We start from the raw sequence: 24,235 nt of genomic DNA on the forward strand, positions 1-24,235 counted from the left end.
CGCGAAAGCAACGCGAAAAATGTGCGTTAGCGTTGTTTTGACGCGCAGCTCTCGCTTCGGATGGAAGTGAAGCGTTAGGAACATTCAGGCAAATTATGCCCAAGTTGAACTCCTGGGCGCGATGAGCCAAATCCGCAACCACAACGCGTCAAGTCACGCGCCATTGCAGGCGCGGATCGCCGGCGTGGCTTTGGCCACGACCGTGCTGGCGCTGGTGGCCGCATGTCTCTGCTTCATGCTCCAGCAGTGGAGCGTGGCCCGCCAAGAAGCGCGTGCGAATCATGAAGTGCTTGTGCAGATGGCCGCGGCCGGGGCGGCGGCGCCCCTGGCGGACCACAACATGGTCGGCGTCTACCGAGCTCTTGAGGCGGTGGCCAAGGCGCCGGGCGTTGCGGGCGTCCGCATCATAGACGCCAAGGGGCGGGTTGTCGCCCAGTTGGGCGAAGCCAATCCCTCGGACGTCGATACGCTGAAACAGCCCATCAAGCTGTCCTCGAAGACCGTGGGCACGCTGGTGCTAGTCGCCAAGCACCCTCGCCTGGCCCAGACCCTGGCGCGAGACCTGGCGCTGACCGGCGCGCTGTTCTTCGGCGCGGCCGGCATGGCCATCCTTTTGGCCAACAGTCTCGCGCGCAGACTCGCTCGCCCGATGGAGCGCCTCTCCGAGGCCATGCATGAGACTGCGGTCGGCGGCCGCTTCAAGGCTGTTGAGGAGACCGCCGACGATGACGTGTTCCGCAGCCTGACCGAGAGCTTCAACCATCTGGTGGCGCGCCTGGAGTGCAACGACCAGGACCTGCGTGGCGCGATGGCCGAACTGGTCAAGGCCCGCGACGATGCGAACGCCGCGAACGTGTTGAAGTCGCACTTCCTGGCGAACATGAGCCACGAGATTCGCACGCCTCTAAATGGCGTGCTGGCGATGGCCGACGTCATGGCCATGGACAAGCTGAGCGATGTTCAGCGCGAACGCCTGTCGGTGATCCGCGAGTCCGGCGCGGTGCTTTTGGGCGTTCTGAACGACGTACTCGATCTGTCGAAGATCGAGGCCGGGCGACTGGAGATCCAGGACCGTCCCTTCGATATCGCCCAGCTGGCGCAGTCGATTCGTGAGACCTTCGCCCCTCAGGCGCGGGCCAAGGGCTTGGCCTTCGAAGTCGCGGTGGCCCCGGAGGCGCAGGGCCTGTGGCGCGGCGACGCCGATCGTCTGCGTCAGATTCTGGGCAACCTGATCTCGAACGCCCTCAAGTTCACCTTGGACGGCGCGGTCGCTGTTCGCTTCGCCTCGGCCGAAGACGGCTCGGGCCTGCGGATCGACGTGGCCGACACCGGTATCGGAATCTCTCCCGAAATCCTCCCGCGCCTGTTTGACAAGTTCGTGCAAGCCGACAGCTCGACCACGCGTCGCTTTGGGGGCTCGGGACTGGGACTGGCCATCTGTCGCGAGTTGGCGGCGATGATGAACGGGTCGATCAAGGTGCAAAGCCGCGAGGGGCGTGGTTCGACCTTCACCGTGCTCGTCGCCCTGCCGCGTGAAGAGACCCTGACCGACGTCCACTATATCGACGACGGCGACCCAGTCGTCGCCCCATCGCCCGCCGAGTCGCCGCGTCTTCGGATCCTGGCGGCCGACGACAACCCGACCAACCAGAAGGTTGTCGCGGCGGTCCTGGCGCCCTTGAACTCCGAAGTCACGCTGGTCGACGACGGCGCGGCTTGCGTGGAGGCCTGGCGCAACGGCAACTTCGACGTCGTGCTGATGGATATCCATATGCCCGTCATGGACGGAGTCGAGGCCGCGCGGGCCATCCGTGCTGCGGAGCACGCGGAAAAGCGCCGACGCACGCCGATCATCGCCGTGACCGCGAACGCCCTGGCGCATCAGATCGAGGAGTATCTGGCGGTCGGCATGGACGGACACGTCGCCAAGCCGATCGAGGTGAGCAAGCTGTACGACGCCATCGAAGGCGCGGTGGCCAACACCCGAATTTCCCACGCCGCATAGGCCGCGCGGCGAGAGCCTCAGGGCTCCGCTCAACATGAACGCAAGATAACGAGCGGCTCAGAACCGCTTCAGGCGGGGCGTGTTTCTCTTAGCTCAACGTCGCCTCCACCCCTTCCCTCTGGTGGCGACGGAGACATTCGAAGAGGAACCGAACCGATGAAGAAGATCCTGATCCCGATCGTTGCGGTCTCGGCCCTGGCGGCCGCCACCGTTCCCGCCGCGGCCTCGGCCCAGTCGATCAATGAGCGCCAAGACCGGCTGGAGCGCCGCATCGATATGGGCCTGCGCAACGGCTCGTTGACCCGAAGCGAAGCCTATCGCCTGCGCGCCGAGCTGCGCGAGACTGCGCGCCTCGAGTATCGCTACCGTCACAATGGCCTGAGCCGCTGGGAGCGCGCCGACCTGGACCGTCGCTTCGACCGCATCAGTGCTCAGATCCGCTACGAGCGCCATGACCGCGACTACGGCTACGGCTACGGCTACGGCTACGATCGTGACTACCGCGGCGACCGTCGCTGGTAGCCAAACCCAAGGCTAAACCGGCTCCAGCCGGAGTTGGCTTTCCATGACCGTGAAGCTGCGGCCGCGCAACAGAACGCGCGCGCCGCGGCTTTCGCATTCCAAGTCTCCGCCTCGGCCCGGATAGGCCTGATGGAACTTGAGCGTTTGCGCGCCAAGTTTCTCGCCATAGAGCGGCATCAAGATGCAGTGCGCCGAACCGGTCGCGGGGTCCTCCGGAATCCCGAAGCCAGGCGCGAAAAACCGGCTGACGACAGCGTAACCCGCGCCTTCGTCAGCCTGCGCGACCACAACGGTCTGCCCCGGGCCGCCGGTCGCCTCTCCCCCGATACCCTTCAAGGCTCCAAGGTCCGGATTCAGCCTGCGGACGGCCCCTTCGTCGTCCATCACCGCGATCAGATAGGCGCCGGCCCAGACTTCCCGCGGCTTTGCGCCAAGCGCCGCCTCCAGGCCATCCGGGATTTCGGTGCGGCGGGGCGGATCCGCAGGAAAGTCCATTTCCAGGCCGCCGCCGGCTCGGCGCACCGTCAGGGGTCCTGACAAGGTGTCGAACGTCAAAAGCGGGACATCAACGCCCAGTTCGCCAAACAGCACATGGGCCGCCGCCAGCGTCGCATGCCCGCACAGCGGCGCCTCCAGCGTCGGGGTGAACCAGCGCAAACCAAAGCGAGCGGGGTCTTCGGTCCGCAACAAATAGGCTGTCTCGGCCTGATTGTTCTCGGCCGCGAGCGCTTGCATCCACGCCGCCGACGGCCAAGCCTCGAAGGGTTCCAGCACGCAGGCGGGATTGCCCTTGAAGGGCCCGTTGGCGAAGGCGTCGATGGTCCACTGGCGCATGGCGAAAGCTCTGGCGAAATCCGATGGACATCGCTGTTATGCGCGGCGGGCGCGGTCGGCAAAGCCTTTATTGTCCCGATGACAATCCCGGCTCAGGGCTCGATCGTGATCTCCGGCCAGCGCGCCTTGGCCGACGCCGTCGTCCGCTCCCAGCCCCCCGCCCCTTTCAATCGCAGCGGATTGGGACGCAGTCGCATGGCGAACAGATCTTCAAGTCCGAACGGGGCCCACACGCGGAGCCTGTCATCGGCTTCCAAGCGTACGCCCACGCAGAAGGCCGTCGCCACGAAGCGCTTCAAGGCCGCGGCGCTGTCTTCCAGCGGCGGATAAGGCTCGTCGGCGCCGAACTTCTTCTCGAACCACAGGTGCACGCGGGCTTGGTTCCGAACCTCCACAAGATCACGGAGCGGCGGCTCAAACGCTGCGGCCACGCGCTTGATCACCACGTCCTCGGCCTCATAGGAGGTGTCGCTGTCGTCGTGATAGGCGACGTCATAGTCCTTGATGCCGTAGTCCGGCGCGCGGCCCGTCAGGTGGTTCCAGACAGGCTGGTACACGGCGCCGGAGAAGATCATCCAATCAGGCAGATCGAGCGCGCGGACAGTCTCCAGCACCTGCATCGTCGAGGGGACGCCCCGGACGATTTCAACAAAGCGGTCTTCCAGGCTCGAAGTCATGTCCGCAGAGTCCAGCCGTGATCAAGGGGACCGTGGCCCGCGCCAAACCCCGGCGCGCGCAGCATGGCCTCGTGCACATAGTTCCAGGCCTCGGCGACGGCCTCTTCCAGCTTGAGCCCCTTGGCCAAACCCGTGGCGCAGGCCGATGCGAGCGTGCAGCCCGTGCCATGGGTGTGGCGCGTCTGGATCCGTTCACCTTCGAAGGTGGTCTCGCCCGCTGCGGTCATCAGCACGTCGACAACACGATCGCCCGCCACATGACCGCCCTTCATCAGAACCGCCCGGGCGCCGAGCGTCAGCAAGGCCTCGCCAGCGCGACGCAGATCATCGGTGGTTTCAACGGTCATCCCGGTCAGCGCAGCGGCCTCGGGCGCGTTGGGCGTGAGCAAGGCCGCGCGCGGAATCATCAGGCTCTTGACCGCGCCGATCGCCGCTTCAGCCAGGAGCGAAGCGCCGCCCTTGGCGACCATGACGGGGTCCACGACGGCTGGAACGCCGCCGGCGTGGTCCAGCACCTGGGCCACAGTTTCGACCACCGCCGCATCGCCCAGCATGCCCGTCTTGATGGCGTCAGCGCCGATATCATCCAGCACGGCCCGGGCCTGGGCGGCGATCACTTCCAGCGGGATAGGGTGCACGCCCGTGACGCCCAGGGTGTTCTGCACCGTGACGGCGGTGATTGCGGTGGCGGCGTAGCCGCCCAGCGCGGTGATGGTCTTGATATCGGCCTGGATTCCCGCCCCGCCACCGGAGTCCGAGCCGGCGATCACGAGAACACGACCTTTGTGAGCTTGAGACATGCAGCGTTCCTAGAGCGTGACGCCGAAAGTGGGAACCGGTTTCGGCGCGCGTTACGCTCTAAGTGTTTGATCTAGAGCCTCGTTATCGCGTCAAATCGATTCCGTTTTGACGCGCGAGGCTCTAGGCGGGAATCGGACGCGCACAAAGGGCGCTTGGGCGCGCCTCAGGTTGTTGGCGCGACGCTGCGAACGGCCCGAAAAACCTCCAGCGCCTGGACGGTTTCGCGCACGTCATGCACCCGTACGGCCGCCACGCCCGCCTGGGCTCCGACCAGGTGCGCGGCGATCGAGCCGCCCAGACGATCGCTGGCCTCATGGGCCGACGGATCGATCCCGGCGATGAACCGCTTGCGGCTGGCGCCGAGCAAGATCGGGTAGCCCAAGGCCACGAAGCGTGGGAGAGCCGCCAGCAGGGCAAGATTGTGCTCCAGCGTCTTGCCAAAGCCGATTCCGGGATCCAGCCAGATCTTCTCCTTGGCCACCCCCGCGGCCATGGCTGTAAACGCCCGCGCCAGAAGGAAGGCCTCGACCTCGGCCACCACGTCATCATAGCGGGGCGCGTCCTGCATCGTCCCGGGCTCGCCAAGCATGTGCATCAGCACCACTTCGCAACCCAGCTCGGCGGCGACCTCTGGCGCTTGCGGCGAGAAACGCAGCGCGGCGACATCGTTCCAGATCGTGGCTCCGGCCTTGATCGCCGCACGCGCCACGCCGGGCTTCATGGTGTCGATCGAGATGGTGATGTCGCTGGCCTTGCGGATCGCCTCGATCAGGGGGACCACGCGCAGGATCTCGTCGAACTCCGAGACCGGCGTCGCGCCCGGCCGGGTGCTCTCGCCGCCGATATCGAGGATGTCGGCGCCCTGGGCGATCATTCGGCGGGCATGCTCGATCCCATCGGCGACCGAGAAGAACTGGCCGCCGTCGGAGAAGCTATCGGGCGTGACGTTGACGATCCCCATGACCCGGGGCCGATAGGCGGTGCTCATGGAGCCAGCCTTACGCCTCTCCCAGCATCCGGTCGACCCGCCCCGCCAGATCGCTGACCGCGAAGGGTTTGGTCAGCACCTCCATGCCGTATTCAATATGGCCGTGGTTGAGCACGGCGTTCTCAGCGTAGCCTGTGATGAACATCACTTTCAGTGCGGGCAGGATCGCGCGGGCGCCGTCGGCCACCTGCCGACCGTTCAGGCCGCCAGGCAAGCCGACGTCGGTGATCAGCAGGTCAACCTGCCGACCCGACTGCAGGATCCTCAAGCCTGCGGCGCCGTCGGACGCCTCCAGGCACGCGTAACCCAACTCGGACAGCGCATCGACCACCAGCATCCGCACCGTCGGCTCATCGTCGACAATGAGCACTGTCCTGTCAGCGTGGGCGTGCGGGGCGTCCGACGACGGGACCTGGGTGTCGATCTCTTCTTCCCCCAGATGGCGGGGAAGATAGAGACAGACCATCGTGCCCTGCCCTACCTCGGAATAGATCCGAACATGGCCGTGCGACTGCCGGGCGAAGCCATAGACCATCGACAGACCAAGGCCTGTGCCTTGCCCGATGGGCTTTGTGGTGAAGAAGGGGTCGAAGACGCGCTCCAGCGTCGCCTTGTCGATGCCTGTGCCCGTGTCACTCACACAGACCGAAACATACTGCCCTGCGTCTAGCCCGTGTTCGCGGGCGGTGCGCGAATCCAGCCAACGATTTCCGGTCTCGATCGTGATCTTGCCGCCATCCGGCATCGCGTCGCGGGCGTTGATACAGAGGTTGAGGAGCGCGTTCTCCAACTGGTTGGCGTCGACCAAAGTCGGCCAGAGGCCCGTCGCCGCGACATTCTCGACCTCGATCGATGGTCCGACGGTCCGACGGACCAGCTCGACGAAGTCTGGCAGCAGCCTGTTGACCACGACTGGGCGCGGCGCGAGGGTCTGGCGGCGCGAGAAGGCGAGCAGGCGATGGGTCAGGGCCGCCGCCCGCCGCGCCGCCCCTTGACCGGCCGCGAGGTAGCGATCGACCTCGCCCGTGCGCCCCTGAGCCAAGCGTGCGCCAATCATCTCGAATGAGCCCGAGATGCCAGCCAGCAAATTGTTGAAATCATGCGCCAGGCCGCCTGTCAGCTGTCCGACGGCCTCCATTTTCTGCGCCTGGCGCAGCGCTTCTTCCGTACGCGCACGCTCTTCCAGCGCCTGGGTGATGCGGCTCTCAAGCGTCTCATTGAGACTTCGGAGCTCGGCCTCGGCGCGCTTGCGGGCGGTGACGTCCTGAAACAGCACCGCGACCTGCTTCAATTCGGGTGGCTCGATCCGGAACGAGGACAGTTCGAGATGGCGGCCTGTCGCCACGAGTTCCTGCTCGAAGCGGATCGGCGCCCCTGTCCGCAGCACCGCGCCATAGCGCGCCACCCAGGCGTCTGCTTCGTCGGGAACCATCCCGCGAAGCGTCCGTCCCACGACGTCAGGAATGCCCGCGTGCCGCTCATAGGCGGCGTTGGCCATGATGTGGACGTAGTCGCTGTCGGGACCGTGCGGACCATCGAGGAACTCGATGATGCAGAAGCCCTCGTCCATCGACTCAAAGAGCGCCTGGAAGCGAAGCTCGTCGGCGCGATGGGCGCGTTCCTGCCGAACTCTTTCGGTGATGTCGTTGCAGAGGACGAGAACCCCCTGCACCTCGCCATCATCGGCCCGCACCGCCGAGAACATCAAGTTGCACCAGGCCGCCTCCCCGTTCTCCCGCACGAAGCTGACATATTCGCGCACAAGGCTCTCGCCAGCCTGCGCGCGACTGAGCATCGCGCCGATCTCCTGAATGGGGAAGGCTTCGGCGCCCCCGACGCCCAAGGTCAGCGATGGGAACAGGACCTTGGCGGCGTCGTTGTGCAGCATCACCGCCCCGTTCCCCCACGCGAGGAACGAGGGAATCGGGGAGGCCAGCATCATGCCGGCCGAGACCTTGAGCGCTGCAGACCACGCTTCGGGGGAGCCCAAGGCGGTTTTGGACCAGTCGAACATCGCGATGGCGCGTCCCTGTTCGCCTAGCCCCGCAAGGAAGGCCGGCGGACCCAACAGGGTGGGCGAGCCCTTTGGCTCGGCGGCGGACACGGTATCCAATCGAAACAGCCCCGGAACCGCACTTGCACGGCGAAGCTTTTAACGGGTTCTCGCGTCTGGAGTTGCAACGCCCCGCAGAAAATTCGACGAGAAAAAAGCCGGCCCCTTCGAGCCGGCTTTTCCTGGGTTACAGAAGCGATCTCAGGCGGTGACGCTAGCGCCTGCGCCCGGGGACAGGGGCACCAGAGACGGCGCGACGACCGCCGTGGTGGTTTCCTCTTCCTCCCGCTTGGGGGCTTCGCCCCTCAGCACGCCGGCGATCTCCTCGCCCGAGAGCGTTTCGTATTCGAGCAGCGCCTTGCCCAGCGTGTGCAGGTCGTCGATCTTTTCCGTGAGGATGCGGCGCGCTTCATCCAGGCCGTACTGGACCAGACGCTTGACCTCGCTGTCGATCAGACGGGCGGTCTCTTCCGAGACGTTCTGAGTGCGAGCGACCGAGTGGCCCAGGAACACCTCGTCCTGGTTGTCGCCATAGGCCACGGTGCCGAGGATGTCGGAATAGCCCCAGCGGGTGACCATGTTGCGGGCTAGGTCGGTGGCGGCCTTGATGTCGCTGCTGGCGCCCGAGGTGATGTTCTCCTTGCCGAAGATGATCTCCTCTGCCACCCGACCGCCCATCATGATGGCCAGGCGACTGGTCATCTGCTGGTACTTCATCGAGTAGCGATCGCCTTCCGGCAACTGCATGACCATGCCCAGGGCGCGACCCCGCGGCACGATGGTGGCCTTGTGCACAGGGTCGGCCATTGGCACGTTCAGCGCCACGATGGCGTGGCCGCCCTCGTGATAGGCCGTCAGCTTCTTTTCTTCCTCGTTCATGGCCATCGAGCGGCGCTCGGCGCCCATCATGACCTTGTCCTTGGCCTGCTCGAAGTCCTGCATGGTGACCATGCGGCGGTTCTTGCGGGCAGCCATCAGGGCGGCTTCGTTGACGAGGTTGGCCAGGTCCGCGCCCGAGAAGCCCGGGGTGCCCCGCGCCAGCGTCTTGACGTCGACATCGGCCGCCAGCGGCACGTTCTTCATGTGCACGCGGATGATCTTCTCGCGGCCGGCGACGTCGGGGTTAGGCACCACGACCTGACGGTCGAAGCGGCCCGGACGCAGAAGGGCCGGGTCCAGAACGTCGGGACGGTTGGTCGCGGCGATCAGGATGATGCCTTCATTGGCCTCGAAGCCGTCCATCTCGACTAGCAACTGGTTGAGGGTCTGCTCACGTTCGTCGTTGCCGCCGCCCAGGCCCGCGCCACGATGGCGACCGACGGCGTCGATTTCGTCGATGAAGATGATGCAGGGCGCGTTCTTCTTGGCCTGCTCGAACATGTCGCGCACGCGGCTGGCGCCGACGCCGACGAACATTTCGACGAAGTCCGAACCCGAGATGGTGAAGAACGGCACGCCGGCTTCCCCGGCCACGGCGCGGGCGATCAGGGTCTTACCGGTGCCCGGAGGGCCGACCAGCAGGGCGCCCTTGGGGATCTTGCCGCCCAGGCGCTGGAACTTGGCCGGATCCTTCAGGAAGTCGACGACCTCCTGCAGCTCTTCCTTGGCCTCGTCGACGCCGGCGACGTCCTCGAAGGTGATGCGGTTCTTGTTCTCGGTCAGCAGCCGGGCCTTGGACTTTCCGAAGCCCATGGCGCCCTTCGCCCCGCCTTGCATCTGGCGCATGAAGAACAGCCAAACGCCCACGACCAGCAGGATCGGCAGCAACTGCACCAGGATGGCCAGGAAGCTGATCGAGCCGCTCTTGAACTTCACGTCCGCGTTCTTGGCCACCATGCGGTTGACCAGTTCCTCGGAGTTCATCGGCGCATTGACCGTGAGGGTCTTGTTGTCGGCGGTCTTGGCCAGCACCGTCTGGCCGGCGATCTCGGCCGACTTGATCTTGCCTGCGTCAACATCCTTGAGCAGCTGGGAGTAGCTGATTTCGCCGCCGCTTTTCGTGCGCGAGTTCTGGCTGACGACAAACACGCCGCCCAGCACCGCCACGATCACCAGCCAGATGGCCAGGTTTCTGAAATTCATACGCCTTGTCTTCCTAGCGAATGGGGTCTTCACAGCGAGTAGAGGTCTCGACCACCCAAGATAGGGGGTCGGGAGCGCTTGCGCCACGGACGTGACATCAGGTCACGGATTCTTGGTCGAAAAGGCCAACGGCGGCCTTGAACCGATCCAGAACGAGCGAGCGCGCACACGCCTCTCCTTCGGCTGCAAGCTCCGGGCCGTCAAGCATCAGCTCCCCCGGCCCGTCACGACCTTCCCGCATCATCAGCGGCAGCGAAGGGCGCGCAGCGGCGGCGATCGTGACCAGTCTTGCCCGCTGCTGGGGCCCCAGACGGGCCGCCTGCCCCTTCAAGGGCCCAATCGCTGCGGAGAGGTCGCCGGCCGCAACTTCCCAACGTCCATCCCAAACGCCGAGTTCGCGGGGCGCCAGGTTCAGGCGCGCAAGGCCGCCCCTCGAGACTTCACCCGCGTCACGACAGACCAGAATTTCCGAGGTCGCCTCGAGGCGCGCGCCCGCAAGCGTGGCCGTGAAGGCGTCACCGGTGCGAACGCGCTCGACCAACCGCGCCAGGCGCTCGCCCCGGGGCGGTCGCTCGGTTCCACTGGCGCAAAGAAGCGCGGCGGCCAGGTGCACTGGAGCGACGTCGCGCGACAGACGGATCACGCCGGCGGCGTCGATCTCAAACGCCGGTGGCGGGAGCGCTTCAAAAAGGCCCGCCGGCGACGCGCTGGGCGCACTGGCCCGCGCGCGAGCTCGCGCATAGCGCAGGTCAAGGTTGGCAGGATCTTCGAGCCAGGTCTCCCCCTCCTGCGCGAGGCTGTCCCGGATGTCGGCGCGCGTCAGCGAGAGCAGAGGCCGCAGAAGGAAGATCCCGCGCCCCTCAGGCCATACTGGCGAAGGCGACCACTCCCTTGGATCCGAGACCGAGGACCCCTCAGCCCTCATCGCCGCGCCCTCGGCGAGGTCGCTGGCCGTGTGGCCCAGGATCAGCACCCGAGCGCCGGCCTGGCGCGCAGCGTTCGCCAGCAGTCCATGCCGCGCGCGTCGCGCAGCAGCCGGGAGACCCGTCCGGGGCTTATCGCCGGTCCAGATCAGCGCCCGGGCGTCGGCGCCCAATGCGCGAGCCTTGGCGACCGCCTGGTCCGTCCAGACTTGGCTGTCGGGCTGAAGCTGGTGATCGACGACAAGAGCCAGGACCGGGCGCCCCCTTGGTCGCGCCCAATTCAGGATCGTCTTGAGCAGGAACAGAGAGTCCCCACCGCCGGAAAAGCCAACGCTGACCGGCGCGCGAGACGTTGGATCCAGCCGCCTATCGAGGGCGGCTCGAACCTGGTCTAGGCGCACTTGGCCGCGACGCGGGTGGAAGCCGCGCGCGAGTTCACCTGGGCCGGCGCTTTGGGATAGCGCTTGGCCAGCTCGTCGAGCGTCCGGCAAGCTTCAGCAGTCTTCTTTAGCGCCACCATCGACCGCGCCAGCTTGAGTGTCGCGTCGGGCGCCCAGCTGGTCTGCGGCCAGCCTCGAATGGCGCCGATGTAGTTGCCCGCAGCGTCGGTATAGGCTTCACGCACGAACTGCGTCTCGCCAAGCCAGTAGCGGGCCTCGGAAGCCCTCGGCGTGTCCGGATAGTTGTTCACGTAGGCGGCGAACGCCTGCTCGGCGTTAGCGTAGTCGCCCGCCAGCAACAGATCCTTGGCCTGCTTGAACGCCACCGCCGGGTCGGCAGGCGGCGCGGGCGGCGGCGGGACATCTCCGGCCAGCGGCGGCGAGGCCTGAGCGGTCGCCGACGCCTGAAGGTCCGCCAGCGTCTTCTCGATCGCGGCGAGCCGCTGCTCAAGAGCGTCAGCGCGCGCCTTCTGCTCGGCGGCGGCGCGCTGGGCCTTGGTCAGTTCGAAGTTCGTCGCCTCGTTCTGGCCGTTCAGTCGCGTCAGGGTCTGCTCAAGGTCGGACACGCGCTCGTTCAGCGCCGCGATCTGCGCGTCGGTCTCGGCCGGCTGCACGACCACGGGCTTACCGGTATCCCGGCCCTGGAACACGATGGAGCGCAGCTCGCGCACGACCTTCTCCATACGCTCGACGCGCTTGGCGGAACGATCGTCCAAGGGATCGGCCGGCGGCAAAGGAGTTTGGGCGACCGCCACGACGGCGGTGGAGGCGAACAGGACGGCGAGCAGGGCGGATTTCAGCGTCATGGCCGTGATTTACCGATAGAGCCGAGACAAAACTAGGGCGGCTTCTCGCTTGAGAAGCCGCCCTGTCTGAAAGCGTCTTAGCGAGCGCCGTCCGTGATGGCCGTGCGGCCGTTACGGTTCTTGGCCCAGGCCTCTTCGCTCGAACCCGGATCGATCGGGCGTTCCTTGCCGAACGAGATCGTCTCGATACGCGCGCCCGCAACGCCCTGGGCTATCAGGAAGTCACGCACGGCGTTAGCGCGGCGGGCGCCGAGCGCCAGGTTGTACTCGCGGGTGCCGCGTTCGTCGGCGTTGCCTTCGATGCGGACTCGCACGCCCGGATAGCGGTTCAACCACTGGGCCTGACCGGCGAGCACCGGCTGGGCGTCAGCGCGGATCACATACTCGTCGGTGTCGAAGTAGACGCGGTCGCCGATGTTCACGACGAAGTCCTGAACCGAGCCGGGCAGGATGCCGCTCGTCACCGGCGGCTGGGCCGGCGGCGTGTAGGGCGTGGGCTGCGTCGGCTGCGGCGCCGGCGGCGGCGTGACAGGCTGGGGCTTCGGACGCGAAGCGCAGGCGGCGAGCGAGGCGGCGGCCAGGCCGACGAGCGCCAGTCGAACGGCGCGCTGGGTGTCGAAGCTCATCCAGTTTCTCCTCAAGTCTACGAAACTCTGCCTGATCCATACCTGCGCAACGCTTGGAATGGACCCTCTAAATGTCTGACCAAGCCTCACAATGATGTCAGATGCCCGTCAGACGATGCGGATTCACTTGCGGCGGGAATAGCGATCGCAGAGGCCATCCTCTGCCCGGGAACGCGCAACGACAGCTAAGGTTGCGCGCGCCTATCGCCGCTTCAGTCCAGAAGGGGCGACCAAGCCGGGTCTGAGGCCGAACCGCCATACGCGGCCGGGCGCAAGATCCGTCCTGTGATGTCGACCGTCCAGAGCCTCGGATTACCGCTCGCGCCTTCCCGGAAGAACATCAGCACCCGCCCGTTCGGCGCCCAGGTGGGGCCTTCATCCAGGTAGCTGGTGGTCAACAGGCGCTCATCACCGCCGTCGGCGCGCATGACCCCGATGTGGAATTCACCGCCGGTCTGCTTGGTGAAGGCGATGAAGTCGCCACGCGGGCTCCACACAGGTGTGGTGTAGCGGCCGCCGCCGTAGGAAATCCGCCGTACGCCCGAGCCGTCGGTGTTCATCACGTAGATCTGCGCCTGCCCCCCTCGGTCGGAGTTGAACACAATCTTGGTCCCGTCCGGCGAGAACGACGGCGAGGTGTCGATGGCCGGATCGGTCGTGATCCGGGTGGTCGCCCGCGAGCGCAGGTCCATCAGATAGATGTCGCTGTTGCCGTTGCGCTCCACCGAGAACGCCACCTTGCTACCGTCCGGCGAGAAGCGGGGCGCGAACACCATGCCAGGGAACTTGCCGACGGTTTCCTGGCGGCTGGTCTCAAGGTTCAGCAAGTAGATCGACGACCCGGTCGGCCGCAGGGCCATGTAGGTCAGTTCCTGGCTCGTCGACGAGAAGCGCGGCGTCATGACGATGTACGAGCCGTCGGTCAGGTACTGCGGATTGGCCCCGTCCTGATCCATGATCGCCAGACGCTTGACGCGGTTCAGCTTGGGGCCGCTCTCCGCGACAAAGGCCACGCGCGTGTCGAAATAGCCCTTCTCGCCCGTCAGGCGCTCATAGACCGCGTCGCTGATCTTGTGGGCGACCCGGCGCCAGTTGTCGGGCGTGGACGAGAACTGCAGACCCAAGAGTTGCTGCTGGCTGAAAACGTCCCAGAGACGGAAGTCCACCCGCAGGCCGCCGTCGGCGCCGACTGTGACCTGGCCGTTGATCAGCGCCTGGGCGCCGGTGGCCTGCCAGTCGGGGAAGCGCGGCTGCACGTTCACGTCGGCCAGTTTGTCAGCGACGCCGGTGACGTTCAGCGGCTGGAAGAGGCCCGAGCGCTCAAGATTGCCCGTGATGACCTGCGCGATCTCCGCGCCGCGCGGCGAGCCCGAGAAGGACGGGACCGCGATTGGCAGCGGCTTGACCGCGCCCGCGTTGATGTCGACCTCGATCTGCGCGGCGGCCGGGGTGACGAGGGCCGCGCCGCTCAGCAGGGCGGCGACCATCAGCAGCAGGGCTTTAAGGCGCATCAGGGTCTCCTTGCTCATCTTTTCAAGCTTCAACGCGAACAGGCCTGTTTTGCGTTGAAGTTGAGGGCGATTTTCTGACCGTACAGGTCCGAAGGCAGGTAAGCGAACGGCGACGCCGCGAACAGCGCGCGAATGGCGCGGTCCGATGCGGCCTTCACGACGGGATCGGGCGAGGACGTGCCGGGCGATTCCGGCTGGCCCACGACGCGACCGCCGGGTCCGATCACGAAGACGACGCGGACATTGACGTTGGCGCCGCCCTCGACCTCGCAATTGGGGTTCCAGCGATCCTGGACCTCGCCCTGCAAGCGTCCGAGCGCCGCGGCTGAGAGCCCGGTGGCCGCGCCCATGGCGGGCCGCGCCGACACCGAGGTTTCAGCGCGCGCCGGGCCTTTGGCCGCATTGGCTGTCGGCTTGCCGCTCGCCTTCTGAGTCTTGGCGATGGAAGCCTCGAGCGAGGCGAAGAAGTCGCTCTCGCTCTTCTTCTGTGGCTTTGGCTTCGCCGGCGTGGGGGTCGGCGTTGGCTTCGGCGTCGGCGTGGGCTTGGGTGGTGGCGCCGGGGCCGGCGTTGGAGTCGGAGACGGCGTCGGCGCAGGCGGCTGCGGCGTCGCCTCGGGCGTCGGCTCCGGGGTCTGGGCGGTCTGTTCCTCCAGCGCCTCCTCAGCGGGACGCACATTGGTCGGGCCGTTGGTGACGATCGTGACCGGCACCGACTCGCCGATCGTGATCGGCTCGGACCGCTTCCACGGCACACCGAACGCGATCACGGCCGCCACGGCGCCGTGCAGCGCGATCGAGCCCAGCAGGGCCGGAGACAGAGTCTGTTCGCGGCGGGCGCTCATGCCGCTCCTACTGCGCGGGCCGCAGGTCGGCCGCGCCTTCCGGCTGTGCGTCGCGCGGGGCCGCGCCCGTCGAGGGACCGCCCGTCTCGGTGATCAGGTTGATCTTGTTGAAGCCGGCGTTCGACAGGCCCGCCATGACCTGAGCGACCACGGCGTAGGTCGCCCCGCCGTCGGCGCGCACGAAGATCGGCTTGTCATAGCCGTCGCCCGCGATCGCGCCGATGCGCGGCGCCAGGTTTTCGAACGGGATCTGCGTCTCGCCGACGAAGATCTGACCATCCTTGCGGATCGAGACGGTGATGGGCTCGTCCTGGTTCTGGAGAGCGGCGGCCTCGGTCTTGGGCAACTCCAGTGGAACCCCGGCGGTCAGCAGCGGCGCCGAGATCATGAAGATGATCAGCAGCACCAGCATCACGTCGACCAGCGGCGTAACGTTGATCTCGGACAGCGCGCCGCGCGAACGGCGACCGCGACGACGGCCTCGTCGCCCGCCCGTCGCGAAAGCGTCGTTGGAGGACATCGCCATCGGGTCAGACCCGCTCGGCCAGGCGACGCTGGATCGCGGTCGACAGGTCGTCGGCGAAGCCTTCCAGGCGACCCGCGTACTTGCCCGCGTCAGTCGAGAACTTGTTGTAAGCGATATAGGCCGGGATCGCGGCGATCAGGCCGATGGCGGTGGCGAACAGCGCCTCGGCGATCGACGGCGCAACGACGGCCAGCGAGGTGTTCTTCGACAGGGCGATGTTCTGGAACGCGTGCATGATGCCCCAGACCGTGCCGAACAGGCCGATGAAGGGGCTTGCGGTGGCCACGATGGCCAGGCTGCCGAGACCTTCCTCGACCTTGGTGGTCTCGCGGGCGATCTGGGTGTCCAGGATGCGATCGATCCGGGCGATCAGGAAGCCGGCCTGGGTCTCGCTCATCGCGCCCTTGGCCTTGGCGTCGCGCCATTCCTTCAGCGCCGCCTGCAGCATGCGCGGCAGCGCATGACGCGGATTGGCGCCGGCCTCGCCCGCGACATCTTCCAGCGAACGACCACCGCTGACCTGCTCCTCGAAGCGATCGGCGGCGCGATTCAGCGCCTGGAAGCGGAACAGCTTATCCAGGATCACGGCCCAGGAGCCCAGAGACGCGAGGATCAGGCCGATCATCACACCCTTCACGACCCAGTCGGCCTGCATGAACAAGGCGAAGAAGGAAAAATTCGGGGCGGCGGCCGCGGCGTCCATTCGGGATAGGCTCCGTTGGGTCGTCTGATCAGGACTGGAGAGCGCCGTATGGCATGAAGCGGCGCTGGGGTGAAACTATGACAATCGTCGAGCGATCCCGAAATTCGACATCGCTCAGCTTTGGATCGGCGTCAGCCAGGGCGAGAGCTTGGCCAGCATCTCAGGCGTAGGCCGGCGCGGACGTCCAGACAGGCTGATGCAGACCGCCACGCCCTTGGCTTCCAGAACCACATCCTCGCCGCGCGTGATCCTCTGGGTCACGAACAGGCGCGCCCCTTCCACGCGGTCGTAGGTGGTGCGCACCAGCAAGGCGTCGTCGATCCGCGCCGAGCGCTTGAAGTCCAGCTCCATGCGAATGATTGCGAACGCGGTGTCTTGCTGCGCCAGTTCGGTGTGCGAGATGCCGGCCAGCCGGAAAAAGTCGCTCCGCCCGCGCTCCAGATAGCGCAGATAGTTGGCGTGATAGACGATGCCCGAGAAGTCGGTGTCCTCGTAATAGATGCGGACGGCCAGCTGATGCTCGCGCCCCTCGAAGGCGCCGGCGGTGGGCTCAATCATGACGCGGGCGGGTCCTGGTCGACGGGATCACCGAGCACCAGACCTAGGGACAGGCCCCAGGCCAGGATCGGCGCAGCGCCATACCCTAGAACGGGCGCAGGGTAGTTTCCAAACAGGTTCCCGGCGATCCAGCCGACCCACAAGGCGGCCAGGGCCAGGGCTTCGGCGCGACGCTCGGGCCGCGTCCGGGCGACCAGGAGGAACGGCGCGGGCAGGCTGATCATCAATACCCCGGCCAGAACGCCCAGCACCGGGCTGGCGGCGAACGTCTGGTCCAGCAGTCCTTCGACATAGGGCACAGCCGGCAATGTGTCGGGCTCGACCCATGCGCCGTAGGCCAACAGAGCGGCGACGGCCACGCACGCCCAGGGCGTCACCTGACGCGGACGCTCGACCGCCGCCGCCGCCGCGAGCGCCAGGGCCCAAGCCAGGGACGAGGCCGCATCGTGTTGATACAGCAGCAAGAAGGCCAGCAAGGCCGCGATCGGCGCCGCGCGACGATCGCCAAAGCCCTTGGCGAACGCCCAGGCCGCGAACGGCAAGACGATCGACGCGGTGTGCATTTGGATCGGTCCGAGCGCAAGCCAGCGCTTGGCGCCCTCCAGCGAAACGCCGTTCATCAAAGTCACGACCAAGGCCAGGGCGCTGGCGGCGATCAGCAACCACAGCCTCCAACGGGCCCGGCGCCAGAATCTCCCGACCAGCAGCGCCAGGCCCAGGGCGAGCACGGCGGCCAGCCCCTGGACGATCAGGGCGTTGCGCGGCGCGCCGGCCGCGCTGATCGCGGCCAAGGAAACCGCGAGGCTCGCAGCGCCGAGGCCAGCGGTGAACAGACGGATCGCGCGCACGCTGTCAGCCCTCATCGAACAGGCCGGCCTGCCCCGGCGGGGCGGCGGGCGGGGTCAGGCCCAGGTGCAGATAGGCCTTGCCGCAGGCCATGCGTCCGCGCGGCGTGCGCTGGATGAAGCCCTGTTGCATCAGATAGGGCTCGATCACGTCTTCGACGGCGTCGCGGGCCTCGGCGATGGCGTAGGCGATGGTTTCGACGCCAACAGGCCCGCCGCCGTAGTTCTCGATCATGGCGCGCAGGTAGCGACGGTCCAGGCTGTCGAGGCCGCTCTCGTCGACCTCCAGCCGGGCCAGGGCCATGGCGGCGGCGTTGCGGTCGATATTGGTCGCGCCGTCGGCCGTGGCGAAGTCGCGGACCCGACGCAGAAGACGACCGGCGACACGCGGCGTCCCCCGCGCCCGCTTGGCGATCTCGTCGGCCCCGTCGTCGGTCAGCGGCGCGCCCATCTTGCGCGCGGCGTGCTGCAGCACATGGCGCAGCTCGGCCGGGGTGTAGAATTCCAGCCGGATCGGAATGCCGAAGCGATCCCGCAGCGGTGTCGCCAGCATGCCCGCCCGTGTCGTCGCCGCCACCAGGGTGAAGGGAGCCAGGTCGATGCGGATCGAGCGCGCCGAGGGCCCCTCGCCGATCACCAGGTCCAGCACATGGTCCTCCATGGCAGGATAGAGGATCTCCTCAACGTTCGACGACAGGCGGTGGATCTCGTCGATGAACAGAACGTCGTTGGCTTCAAGATTGGTCAGGATGGCGGCCAAATCACCGGGCTTATTCAGCACAGGTCCCGAGGTGGCGCGGAAGTTCACGCCCAGTTCGCGGGCGACGATCTGGGCCAGGGTGGTCTTGCCCAGGCCCGGCGGGCCGAACAGCAGCACGTGATCCAGGGCCTCGCCCCGGCCCTTGGCGGCCTCGATGAAGACGCGGAGATTGCCCTTGGCCTGTTCCTGACCGACGAACTCGGCCAGCGTCTGGGGCCGCAGGGCGCGGTCGGTCGACGGGACCTGGTCGCCGAATTGAGGCTCGCCGGAGATGATGCGGGTCATCGACCCAACTCCTTCAGGCCCGCCTTGATCAGCGCCTGGACGGTCGCGTCTTCACCCAGCTCGGCGGCGGCGGCCTCGACGACACGGCGAGCGTTCACCTCGGCCACGCCCAGGCCCATCAGGGCGGCCACGGCGTCGCCCGTCGGCGCAGGCTTGGTCGGGGCGGACGGTGACGAAGAGGCGCTCGGCGCCATCATCAACACTGGCCCGTCAGTGATCGGCTTGTCCTTCAGCTCGGTGACGATGCGCAGGGCGAGCTTGGGGCCCACCCCGTTGGCGCGGCCGACGGCGGCCTTGTCCTCACGCGCCACGGCCGAGGCCAGTTCGGCGGGCGACAGCACGTCCAGCACCGCCATGGCGGCCTTGGGTCCAACGCCCTGAATCGCCTGCAACAGGACGAAGGCGCGGCGCTCCTCACGCGTGGCGAAGCCGTATAGCCGCAGGCCCTGGTTCTCGCTCCATTGGCTCTCGATGTGGACGAGGGTCTCTTCGCCCAACGCCGGCAACCGCTGGAGCGTGCGTTGTCCGCAGCGGACGATGTAGCCCACGCCCATGACGTCGATCAGGGCCTCCTCCTCGCCGATCTCGGCGACGGCGCCGCGCAAACGCCCGATCATGCGACTCTCCGGTTGGCGACGCGCAGGTTGGCGTGGGTGATGGCGACAGCGAGCGCATCCGCGCAGTCAGCCGTCGTCTTGCCCGCCGTGGGCAACAGCCGCGCGATCATGAAGCCGATCTGCGCCTTGTCGGCCGCGCCGGTGCCGACCACCGCCTTCTTGACCAGACGCGTGGAATACTCGGCCACGAGCAACCCGGCGCGCGCGGGCGCGATCAGGGCGGCCGCGCGGGCGTGGCCCAGCTTCAGGGTCGACTGGGCGTTGGTGTTCAGGAACACCTCTTCCACCGCCGCCTCGTCAGGCCTGTGCTGCGCGATCACCGCGCTGATGCCTTCGAACAGATGCAGCAGACGGTCGGCGAACTCAGCCTTCTCGTCCGGAACGATCACCCCGTGCGCGACGTGGGTCATGCGCGAGCCCTCGACCGCGAGCACGCCCCAGCCGGTGCGGCGCAGGCCCGGATCAAGGCCCAGAATTCGAATGGGAGTGCGATTCGCGTTCATCATGTGTTCTCGCACCATCGCCTTTTCGCGCCCCCACGAAAAGCCAGTCCTTTGCTAACGGACGGTTAACCGCGCGCGCCCCTTGCGCCCGGCCGCGACGCGGGCTCTGCTACCCGCCGCAAGGTCTTGGGGAGACGATTTCGATGAAGCCGATGGCATGGATGACGGCGGGCGCGCTGATGGCGCTGGCGAGCGCCGCGAACGCACAGACGGCCACCGCGCCGAAGTCCCGTAGCCCCGACCAGGCGGCCTTCCGCGCGCTTTATCAGGAGCTGGTCGAGATCAACACGACCCTGTCGGTCGGGTCCTGCACCGCCGCCGCCGAGGCGATGGGCGCGCGCCTGAAGGCGGCGGGCTATCCCGAGACCGACGTCAAGGTCGTGGTCGAGCCCAAGCACCCGCGCGAAGGCAGCCTCGTCGCGGTGCTGCGCGGAAGCGACGCCAAGACAAAGCCCATGCTGCTTCTGGCCCACATCGACGTGGTCGAGGCCAAGCGCGAGGACTGGACCCGCGATCCGTTCAAGCTGGTCGAAGAGAACGGTTACTTCTACGGACGCGGCACCTCCGACGACAAGGCGCAGGCCGCCATCTGGGTCGACAGCCTGATCCGCCTCAAGCAGTCGGGCTTCAAGCCCAAGCGCGACATCAAGATGGCCCTCACCTGCGGCGAGGAGAGCGAGGGCTACAACGGCATCGAAGACCTGGTGAAGAACCACCGCCCGCTCGTCGACGCCGAGTTCGCCCTGAACGAGGGCGCCTCCGGCTTGCTGGATGAACAGGGCAAGGCGGTCATGCTTGAAGTCCAGGCCGGCGAGAAGGTCTATCAGGACTTCACCCTGACCGTGACCAATCCTGGGGGACACTCCAGCCGGCCCACCGCGCCCAATGCGATCTACCAGCTGTCCGCCGCGCTCGACCGGATCGGCGCCTATCAGTTCCCGCCGCGGTTCAATGACGCCACGCGGGGCTACTTCACCCAGATGCAGGCGCGCGTCACGCCCGAGCAGGCGACGGCCATGAAGGCCCTGGTCGCCGACATCAACGATCCGGGCGCGCTCGCCTTGATCACCAAAGACCGCACATGGAATTCAATGCTGCGGACCACCTGCGTCGCCACGATGGTCAACGCGGGTCACGCGCCGAACGCCCTGCCCCAGCGCGCCACGACGAACATCAACTGCCGCATCCTGCCGGGCACGCCCATTGATGAGGTCAAGGCCAAGCTGACCGAGCTGGCGGCGGATCCGGCGGTCGCCGTGACCCTCGCCCACAGTTCCAAGCCCGCCTCACCGCCCCCGCCGCTGACGCCGGCGATCATGGGCCCCATCCAGAAGAACGCCGCCAAGCTGTGGCCCGGTGTTCCGATCCTGCCCGTCATGTCGACCGGCGCGACCGACGCGGTCCACACCAGCGCGGCGGGCATCCCGACCTATGGCGTCACCGGCCTGTTCCACGGTCCGGACGGCACGGGCGCCCACGGCCTCAACGAGCGCATGCGCGTCCAGTCCCTCTATGAGGGGCGCGACTTCCTGTACGGCCTGATCAAGGACTATGCGGGCGGCAAGTAGAGCCCCGTGAGCCGGCGGAGCCTCGGGGTTCCGCCGGCCACGTCGACAATTTACCCCGCCAGATAGGCGTCGAGATTGCGCTTCACGCGGGCCATGACCGGCTCATCCGCGGCGGGCGCTTCAAACGTCTGACCCGTGATCGCCTCGAACGCTTCGATATAGACCGCGGAGGTCCGCGCGATCAGCTCGGCCGGGATCTCCGGGATCGGATCATTGTAGGGATCACAACGCTCGGCGACCCAGGCGCGGACGAAGTCCTTGTCGAAGCTGTCCGGACGCTGACCAGCCGCGAACCGAGCCTCATAGGTGTCCGCGCGCCAGAACCGGCTGCTGTCGGGCGTGTGGATCTCGTCGGCCAGCACGATGGCGCCGGCCTCATCGAGGCCGAATTCGTACTTGGTGTCGGCGAGGATCAGCCCCCGCTCGGCGGCCATCTGCTGGCCGCGCGCGAAAAGCGCCAGAGCGTAGGCGCTGAGCTGTTCCCACTGGGCGGGCGTGACGAGGCCCTGGGCCAGCACCTCGTCTGGCGACAGCGGCGCATCGTGATCGCCGTCGGCGGCCTTGCTGGTCGGAGTCAGGATGGCTTGCGGCAGGCGCTGGTTGGCCTTCAGGCCGTCCGGCAGGGTGACGCCGTACATCGACCGCTGGCCCTTGTTGTAGAGCGTCAGGACCGAGGTCGAGGTCGTCCCCGCCAGATAGCCGCGCACCACCAGCTCGACCGGCAGCATCTCGAGACGCTTGCCGATCAGCACGTTCGGGTCCGGGTAGGCCAGGACGTGGTTCGGGCAGATGTCCGCCGTGGCGTCAAACCAGAACCGCGCCGTCTGAGTCAGCACCTGCCCCTTGCCCGGCACCGCGCACAAGTTGCGGTCGAAGGCGCTGAGCCGGTCCGAGGCCACGATCACGCGGCGACCATCCGGCAGGTCATAGTTGTCCCGAACCTTGCCGCGATAGTGGTTGGGCAGGCCGGGCAGCACAACCTCGGCCAGGGCGTTGGGGGCGGAAGGGGTCACCGGAGCCTCGGTCTGTCAGGGATACGCAAAGACAAAGGGGAGGCCCGGCCGGACCTCCCCCAATTCATCAACCCAGCTTGGCCAGATCTTCGTCGCTGATCTCTTCGTTCGAGTAGACGGCCTGGACGTCGTCGTCCTCGTCCAGCATGTCGAGCAGCTTCATCAGCGTGGCCACGGCGTCGCCCGTGACCGGGACCTGCATCTTCGGACGCCAGGCGATCTTGGTGTTCGACGCCGCGCCGAACTTGGCTTCGAGGGCGGCGGCCACGTCGTTCAGGCTTTCGAAGGCGGTATAGACCGTGTGACCTTCGCCTTCCTCGTCCATGTCCGAGGTGACGTCATCGGCGCCGGCCTCGATGGCGGCTTCCATCATGTCGTCTTCCGACGCGGTCTTGGCCGGATAGCTGATCTGGCCAACGCGATCGAAGTTGAAGGTCACCGAGCCGGTGGCCCCCATGTTGCCGCCCATCTTGGTGAAGTAGGAGCGGACATTGGCGGCGGCGCGGTTCTTGTTGTCGGTCAGCACCTCGACGATGATGCCAACACCGCCGGCGGCGACGCCTTCATAGCGGATCTCGGAGTAGTCCGCCGCGTCACCCATCTGCGACTTCTTGATCGCGCGCTCGATGACGTCCTTGGGCAGGCTTTCGGCCTTGGCGTTATTCACGGCCAGGCGCAGGCGCGGGTTCATGGCCGGATCCGGCAGGCCCGTCTTGGCCGCGACGGTGATTTCCCGCGACAGCTTGGAGAACAGCTTGGACCGCGCGGCGTCGGCGCGGCCCTTGCGGTGCATGATGTTCTTGAATTTCGAGTGACCGGCCATTCGGAGGGCTCTGTCTCTAGTCTGAAGAGGAGTGTGGGCGCGCTTCTAGCGCCCGCCGACGGGGTTTGTCACCCCGCCTAGACGGTCGGCACCGTTGGCTTCAGCCGGCCGCCGACACGGATCGGCTCCACGCGAACGGCCAGACCCGTTCGATCGTCGGTCTCGACGAACACGCCGCAGACCGTCGCTGGCCCGGACGCCGGCTGGTAGCGGCCGCCGCTGATCTTGGTGGTGAAGCGTCGCAACGGCTCTTCCTTCTGGTTGCCGATGACGCTGTCATAGTCGGCGCAGGCGCCGGCGTCGGTCTGGTAGGCGGTGCCGCCGGGCAGGATCTGGCAGTCGGCGGTCGGCACGTGGGTGTGGGTGCCTACCACCAGCGAGGCGCGGCCGTCGCAGTAGTGGCCCATCGCCATCTTCTCCGAGGTCGCCTCGCAGTGCATGTCGACCACCACCGCATCGGCCACCTGGGCAAGCGGGGCCTTGTCCAGCTCGCGGTCAGCGGCGGCGAAGGGGTCGTCCATGGCGTCCATATGGACGCGGCCGAGCAGGTTGACGACGAAGATCGTCTTGCCGGAGTCGGTCTGGAAGAGATGGCTGCCCCGTCCCGGCGCATCCGACAGGATCGGATAGTTGGCCGGACGGATCAGGCGCGGCTCGCGCACGATATAGGTCAGCGCCTCGCGCTGGTCCCAGCTGTGGTTGCCCAGGGTCAGGCAATCGGCGCCGGCCTCGAACAGCTCGCGCGCGGTGTTCTCGGTGATGCCAAAGCCGGCTGCGGCGTTCTCGGCGTTGATGATCACGAACTCGAGGCCGAGTTGACGACGAAGGTCGGGCAGATGGTCGGCCAGGCCGTCACGGCCCGACTTGCCGACGACATCGCCGAAGAAGGCGAAACGCATCGATAGTCCCAGAAGCGGAGTATGA

Annotated in this window: 23 protein-coding genes and 1 pseudogene; 3 read left to right on the top strand and 21 right to left on the bottom strand. The window is 66.9% G+C overall.

Features of this window, described 5'->3' with window-relative positions; translation table 11 throughout:
* The first annotated feature begins 95 nt into the window (after positions 1-95).
* Both J2X45_RS11970 and J2X45_RS11975 read left to right on the top strand, forming a co-directional pair.
* Positions 96-2,005 (top strand): annotated as a pseudogene (locus J2X45_RS11970) (ATP-binding protein).
* 156 nt (positions 2,006-2,161) lie between these two features.
* Positions 2,162-2,527 (top strand): hypothetical protein, encoded by a 366-nt coding sequence (locus tag J2X45_RS11975; protein ID WP_310214945.1) that lies wholly within the window; start codon positions 2,162-2,164, stop codon positions 2,525-2,527.
* Positions 2,528-2,539: 12 nt separating this feature from the next.
* Here the strand turns inward: J2X45_RS11975 and J2X45_RS11980 are convergent, their stop codons facing one another.
* The 18 genes from J2X45_RS11980 to ruvC form a co-directional block, all read right to left on the bottom strand.
* A complete protein-coding gene (locus J2X45_RS11980) occupies positions 2,540-3,361 on the bottom strand; it encodes a PhzF family phenazine biosynthesis protein (RefSeq protein WP_310214948.1) in 822 nt (273 codons plus the stop codon).
* 92 nt (positions 3,362-3,453) lie between these two features.
* Entirely contained in the window at positions 3,454-4,038 is a 585-nt protein-coding gene (locus J2X45_RS11985; protein ID WP_310214950.1) for a nucleotidyltransferase family protein, read from the bottom strand.
* The gene (gene thiD, locus J2X45_RS11990; RefSeq protein ID WP_310214953.1) at positions 4,035-4,838 is read right to left on the bottom strand and encodes a bifunctional hydroxymethylpyrimidine kinase/phosphomethylpyrimidine kinase; all 804 of its coding nucleotides are present in this window, start codon (positions 4,836-4,838) and stop codon (positions 4,035-4,037) included. The genes J2X45_RS11985 and thiD overlap by 4 nt, the downstream gene beginning before the upstream one ends.
* Positions 4,839-5,002: 164 nt before the next feature.
* Positions 5,003-5,827 carry a dihydropteroate synthase gene (folP, locus tag J2X45_RS11995; protein ID WP_310214954.1) on the bottom strand — a complete coding sequence of 275 codons (825 nt, stop codon included), beginning with the start codon at positions 5,825-5,827 and terminating at the stop codon, positions 5,003-5,005.
* 10 nt (positions 5,828-5,837) lie between these two features.
* Entirely contained in the window at positions 5,838-7,940 is a 2,103-nt protein-coding gene (locus tag J2X45_RS12000; RefSeq protein WP_404980059.1) for an ATP-binding protein, read from the bottom strand.
* A 141-nt stretch (positions 7,941-8,081) separates the two neighbouring features.
* Positions 8,082-9,962 (bottom strand): ATP-dependent zinc metalloprotease FtsH, encoded by a 1,881-nt coding sequence (ftsH, locus tag J2X45_RS12005; protein WP_310214956.1) that lies wholly within the window; start codon positions 9,960-9,962, stop codon positions 8,082-8,084.
* Between the two features lie 97 nt (positions 9,963-10,059).
* The gene (gene tilS, locus J2X45_RS12010) at positions 10,060-11,286 is read right to left on the bottom strand and encodes a tRNA lysidine(34) synthetase TilS (RefSeq protein WP_310214959.1); all 1,227 of its coding nucleotides are present in this window, start codon (positions 11,284-11,286) and stop codon (positions 10,060-10,062) included.
* Positions 11,277-12,131 (bottom strand): tol-pal system protein YbgF, encoded by an 855-nt coding sequence (gene ybgF, locus J2X45_RS12015; RefSeq protein ID WP_310214960.1) that lies wholly within the window; start codon positions 12,129-12,131, stop codon positions 11,277-11,279. Before ybgF ends, tilS begins: the two co-directional genes overlap by 10 nt.
* A 77-nt stretch (positions 12,132-12,208) precedes the next feature.
* A complete protein-coding gene (gene pal, locus J2X45_RS12020; protein ID WP_310214962.1) occupies positions 12,209-12,772 on the bottom strand; it encodes a peptidoglycan-associated lipoprotein Pal in 564 nt (187 codons plus the stop codon).
* A 197-nt stretch (positions 12,773-12,969) separates the two neighbouring features.
* Complete coding sequence (gene tolB, locus J2X45_RS12025; protein WP_310214964.1) at positions 12,970-14,301, bottom strand: Tol-Pal system beta propeller repeat protein TolB; 1,332 nt, start codon at positions 14,299-14,301, stop codon at positions 12,970-12,972.
* The gene (gene tolA / locus J2X45_RS12030; RefSeq protein ID WP_310214966.1) at positions 14,298-15,110 is read right to left on the bottom strand and encodes a cell envelope integrity protein TolA; all 813 of its coding nucleotides are present in this window, start codon (positions 15,108-15,110) and stop codon (positions 14,298-14,300) included. The genes tolB and tolA overlap by 4 nt, the downstream gene beginning before the upstream one ends.
* Positions 15,111-15,117: 7 nt before the next feature.
* Complete coding sequence (locus J2X45_RS12035) at positions 15,118-15,636, bottom strand: ExbD/TolR family protein (protein WP_096034330.1); 519 nt, start codon at positions 15,634-15,636, stop codon at positions 15,118-15,120.
* Between the two features lie 4 nt (positions 15,637-15,640).
* Complete coding sequence (gene tolQ, locus J2X45_RS12040; RefSeq protein ID WP_310214968.1) at positions 15,641-16,339, bottom strand: protein TolQ; 699 nt, start codon at positions 16,337-16,339, stop codon at positions 15,641-15,643.
* 114 nt (positions 16,340-16,453) lie between these two features.
* The gene (locus tag J2X45_RS12045) at positions 16,454-16,897 is read right to left on the bottom strand and encodes a YbgC/FadM family acyl-CoA thioesterase (protein WP_310214970.1); all 444 of its coding nucleotides are present in this window, start codon (positions 16,895-16,897) and stop codon (positions 16,454-16,456) included.
* Positions 16,894-17,760 carry an FtsW/RodA/SpoVE family cell cycle protein gene (locus J2X45_RS12050; protein WP_310214971.1) on the bottom strand — a complete coding sequence of 289 codons (867 nt, stop codon included), beginning with the start codon at positions 17,758-17,760 and terminating at the stop codon, positions 16,894-16,896. The genes J2X45_RS12045 and J2X45_RS12050 overlap by 4 nt, the downstream gene beginning before the upstream one ends.
* The gene (ruvB, locus tag J2X45_RS12055) at positions 17,750-18,787 is read right to left on the bottom strand and encodes a Holliday junction branch migration DNA helicase RuvB (protein WP_310214974.1); all 1,038 of its coding nucleotides are present in this window, start codon (positions 18,785-18,787) and stop codon (positions 17,750-17,752) included. Before ruvB ends, J2X45_RS12050 begins: the two co-directional genes overlap by 11 nt.
* Entirely contained in the window at positions 18,784-19,404 is a 621-nt protein-coding gene (ruvA, locus tag J2X45_RS12060) for a Holliday junction branch migration protein RuvA (protein ID WP_310214977.1), read from the bottom strand. Before ruvA ends, ruvB begins: the two co-directional genes overlap by 4 nt.
* A complete protein-coding gene (gene ruvC / locus J2X45_RS12065; protein ID WP_310215303.1) occupies positions 19,401-19,922 on the bottom strand; it encodes a crossover junction endodeoxyribonuclease RuvC in 522 nt (173 codons plus the stop codon). Before ruvC ends, ruvA begins: the two co-directional genes overlap by 4 nt.
* A gap of 128 nt (positions 19,923-20,050) precedes the next feature.
* Here ruvC and J2X45_RS12070 point away from each other — a divergent pair, with 128 nt between their 5' ends.
* Positions 20,051-21,475, top strand: coding sequence for a M20/M25/M40 family metallo-hydrolase (locus tag J2X45_RS12070; protein WP_310214980.1), 1,425 nt, complete (start codon positions 20,051-20,053; stop codon positions 21,473-21,475).
* Positions 21,476-21,525: 50 nt separating this feature from the next.
* Here the strand turns inward: J2X45_RS12070 and J2X45_RS12075 are convergent, their stop codons facing one another.
* The 3 genes from J2X45_RS12075 to J2X45_RS12085 all read right to left on the bottom strand — a co-directional run bounded on the left by J2X45_RS12075 (position 21,526) and on the right by J2X45_RS12085 (position 24,222).
* Complete coding sequence (locus J2X45_RS12075) at positions 21,526-22,488, bottom strand: phosphoribosylaminoimidazolesuccinocarboxamide synthase (protein ID WP_310214982.1); 963 nt, start codon at positions 22,486-22,488, stop codon at positions 21,526-21,528.
* Between the two features lie 67 nt (positions 22,489-22,555).
* Positions 22,556-23,311, bottom strand: a complete 756-nt coding sequence (locus J2X45_RS12080; RefSeq protein ID WP_310214983.1) for a YebC/PmpR family DNA-binding transcriptional regulator — start codon at positions 23,309-23,311, stop codon at positions 22,556-22,558.
* A gap of 77 nt (positions 23,312-23,388) precedes the next feature.
* The gene (locus J2X45_RS12085) at positions 23,389-24,222 is read right to left on the bottom strand and encodes a YmdB family metallophosphoesterase (protein ID WP_310215305.1); all 834 of its coding nucleotides are present in this window, start codon (positions 24,220-24,222) and stop codon (positions 23,389-23,391) included.
* Positions 24,223-24,235: the final 13 nt, after the last annotated feature.

This window comes from Caulobacter sp. BE264, assembly GCF_031457805.1.
Classification (GTDB): domain Bacteria; phylum Pseudomonadota; class Alphaproteobacteria; order Caulobacterales; family Caulobacteraceae; genus Caulobacter.

Excerpts from the sequence above, each read along its gene's own strand:
- J2X45_RS12070 (WP_310214980.1), top strand. The coding sequence starts at position 20,051 with ATGAAGCCGATGGCATGGATGACGGCGGGCGCGCTGATGGCGCTGGCG.
- J2X45_RS11980 (WP_310214948.1), bottom strand. The coding sequence starts at position 3,361 with ATGCGCCAGTGGACCATCGACGCCTTCGCCAACGGGCCCTTCAAGGGC.
- J2X45_RS12080 (WP_310214983.1), bottom strand. The coding sequence starts at position 23,311 with ATGGCCGGTCACTCGAAATTCAAGAACATCATGCACCGCAAGGGCCGC.
- J2X45_RS11985 (WP_310214950.1), bottom strand. The coding sequence starts at position 4,038 with ATGACTTCGAGCCTGGAAGACCGCTTTGTTGAAATCGTCCGGGGCGTC.
- J2X45_RS12035 (WP_096034330.1), bottom strand. The coding sequence starts at position 15,636 with ATGGCGATGTCCTCCAACGACGCTTTCGCGACGGGCGGGCGACGAGGC.
- ruvA (WP_310214977.1), bottom strand. The coding sequence starts at position 19,404 with ATGATCGGGCGTTTGCGCGGCGCCGTCGCCGAGATCGGCGAGGAGGAG.
- tolA (WP_310214966.1), bottom strand. The coding sequence starts at position 15,110 with ATGAGCGCCCGCCGCGAACAGACTCTGTCTCCGGCCCTGCTGGGCTCG.
- folP (WP_310214954.1), bottom strand. The coding sequence starts at position 5,827 with ATGAGCACCGCCTATCGGCCCCGGGTCATGGGGATCGTCAACGTCACG.
- J2X45_RS12045 (WP_310214970.1), bottom strand. The coding sequence starts at position 16,897 with ATGATTGAGCCCACCGCCGGCGCCTTCGAGGGGCGCGAGCATCAGCTG.
- ybgF (WP_310214960.1), bottom strand. The coding sequence starts at position 12,131 with ATGACGCTGAAATCCGCCCTGCTCGCCGTCCTGTTCGCCTCCACCGCC.
- ruvB (WP_310214974.1), bottom strand. The coding sequence starts at position 18,787 with ATGACCCGCATCATCTCCGGCGAGCCTCAATTCGGCGACCAGGTCCCG.
- tolQ (WP_310214968.1), bottom strand. The coding sequence starts at position 16,339 with ATGGACGCCGCGGCCGCCGCCCCGAATTTTTCCTTCTTCGCCTTGTTC.
- ftsH (WP_310214956.1), bottom strand. The coding sequence starts at position 9,962 with ATGAATTTCAGAAACCTGGCCATCTGGCTGGTGATCGTGGCGGTGCTG.
- J2X45_RS11975 (WP_310214945.1), top strand. The coding sequence starts at position 2,162 with ATGAAGAAGATCCTGATCCCGATCGTTGCGGTCTCGGCCCTGGCGGCC.
- thiD (WP_310214953.1), bottom strand. The coding sequence starts at position 4,838 with ATGTCTCAAGCTCACAAAGGTCGTGTTCTCGTGATCGCCGGCTCGGAC.
- J2X45_RS12050 (WP_310214971.1), bottom strand. The coding sequence starts at position 17,760 with ATGAGGGCTGACAGCGTGCGCGCGATCCGTCTGTTCACCGCTGGCCTC.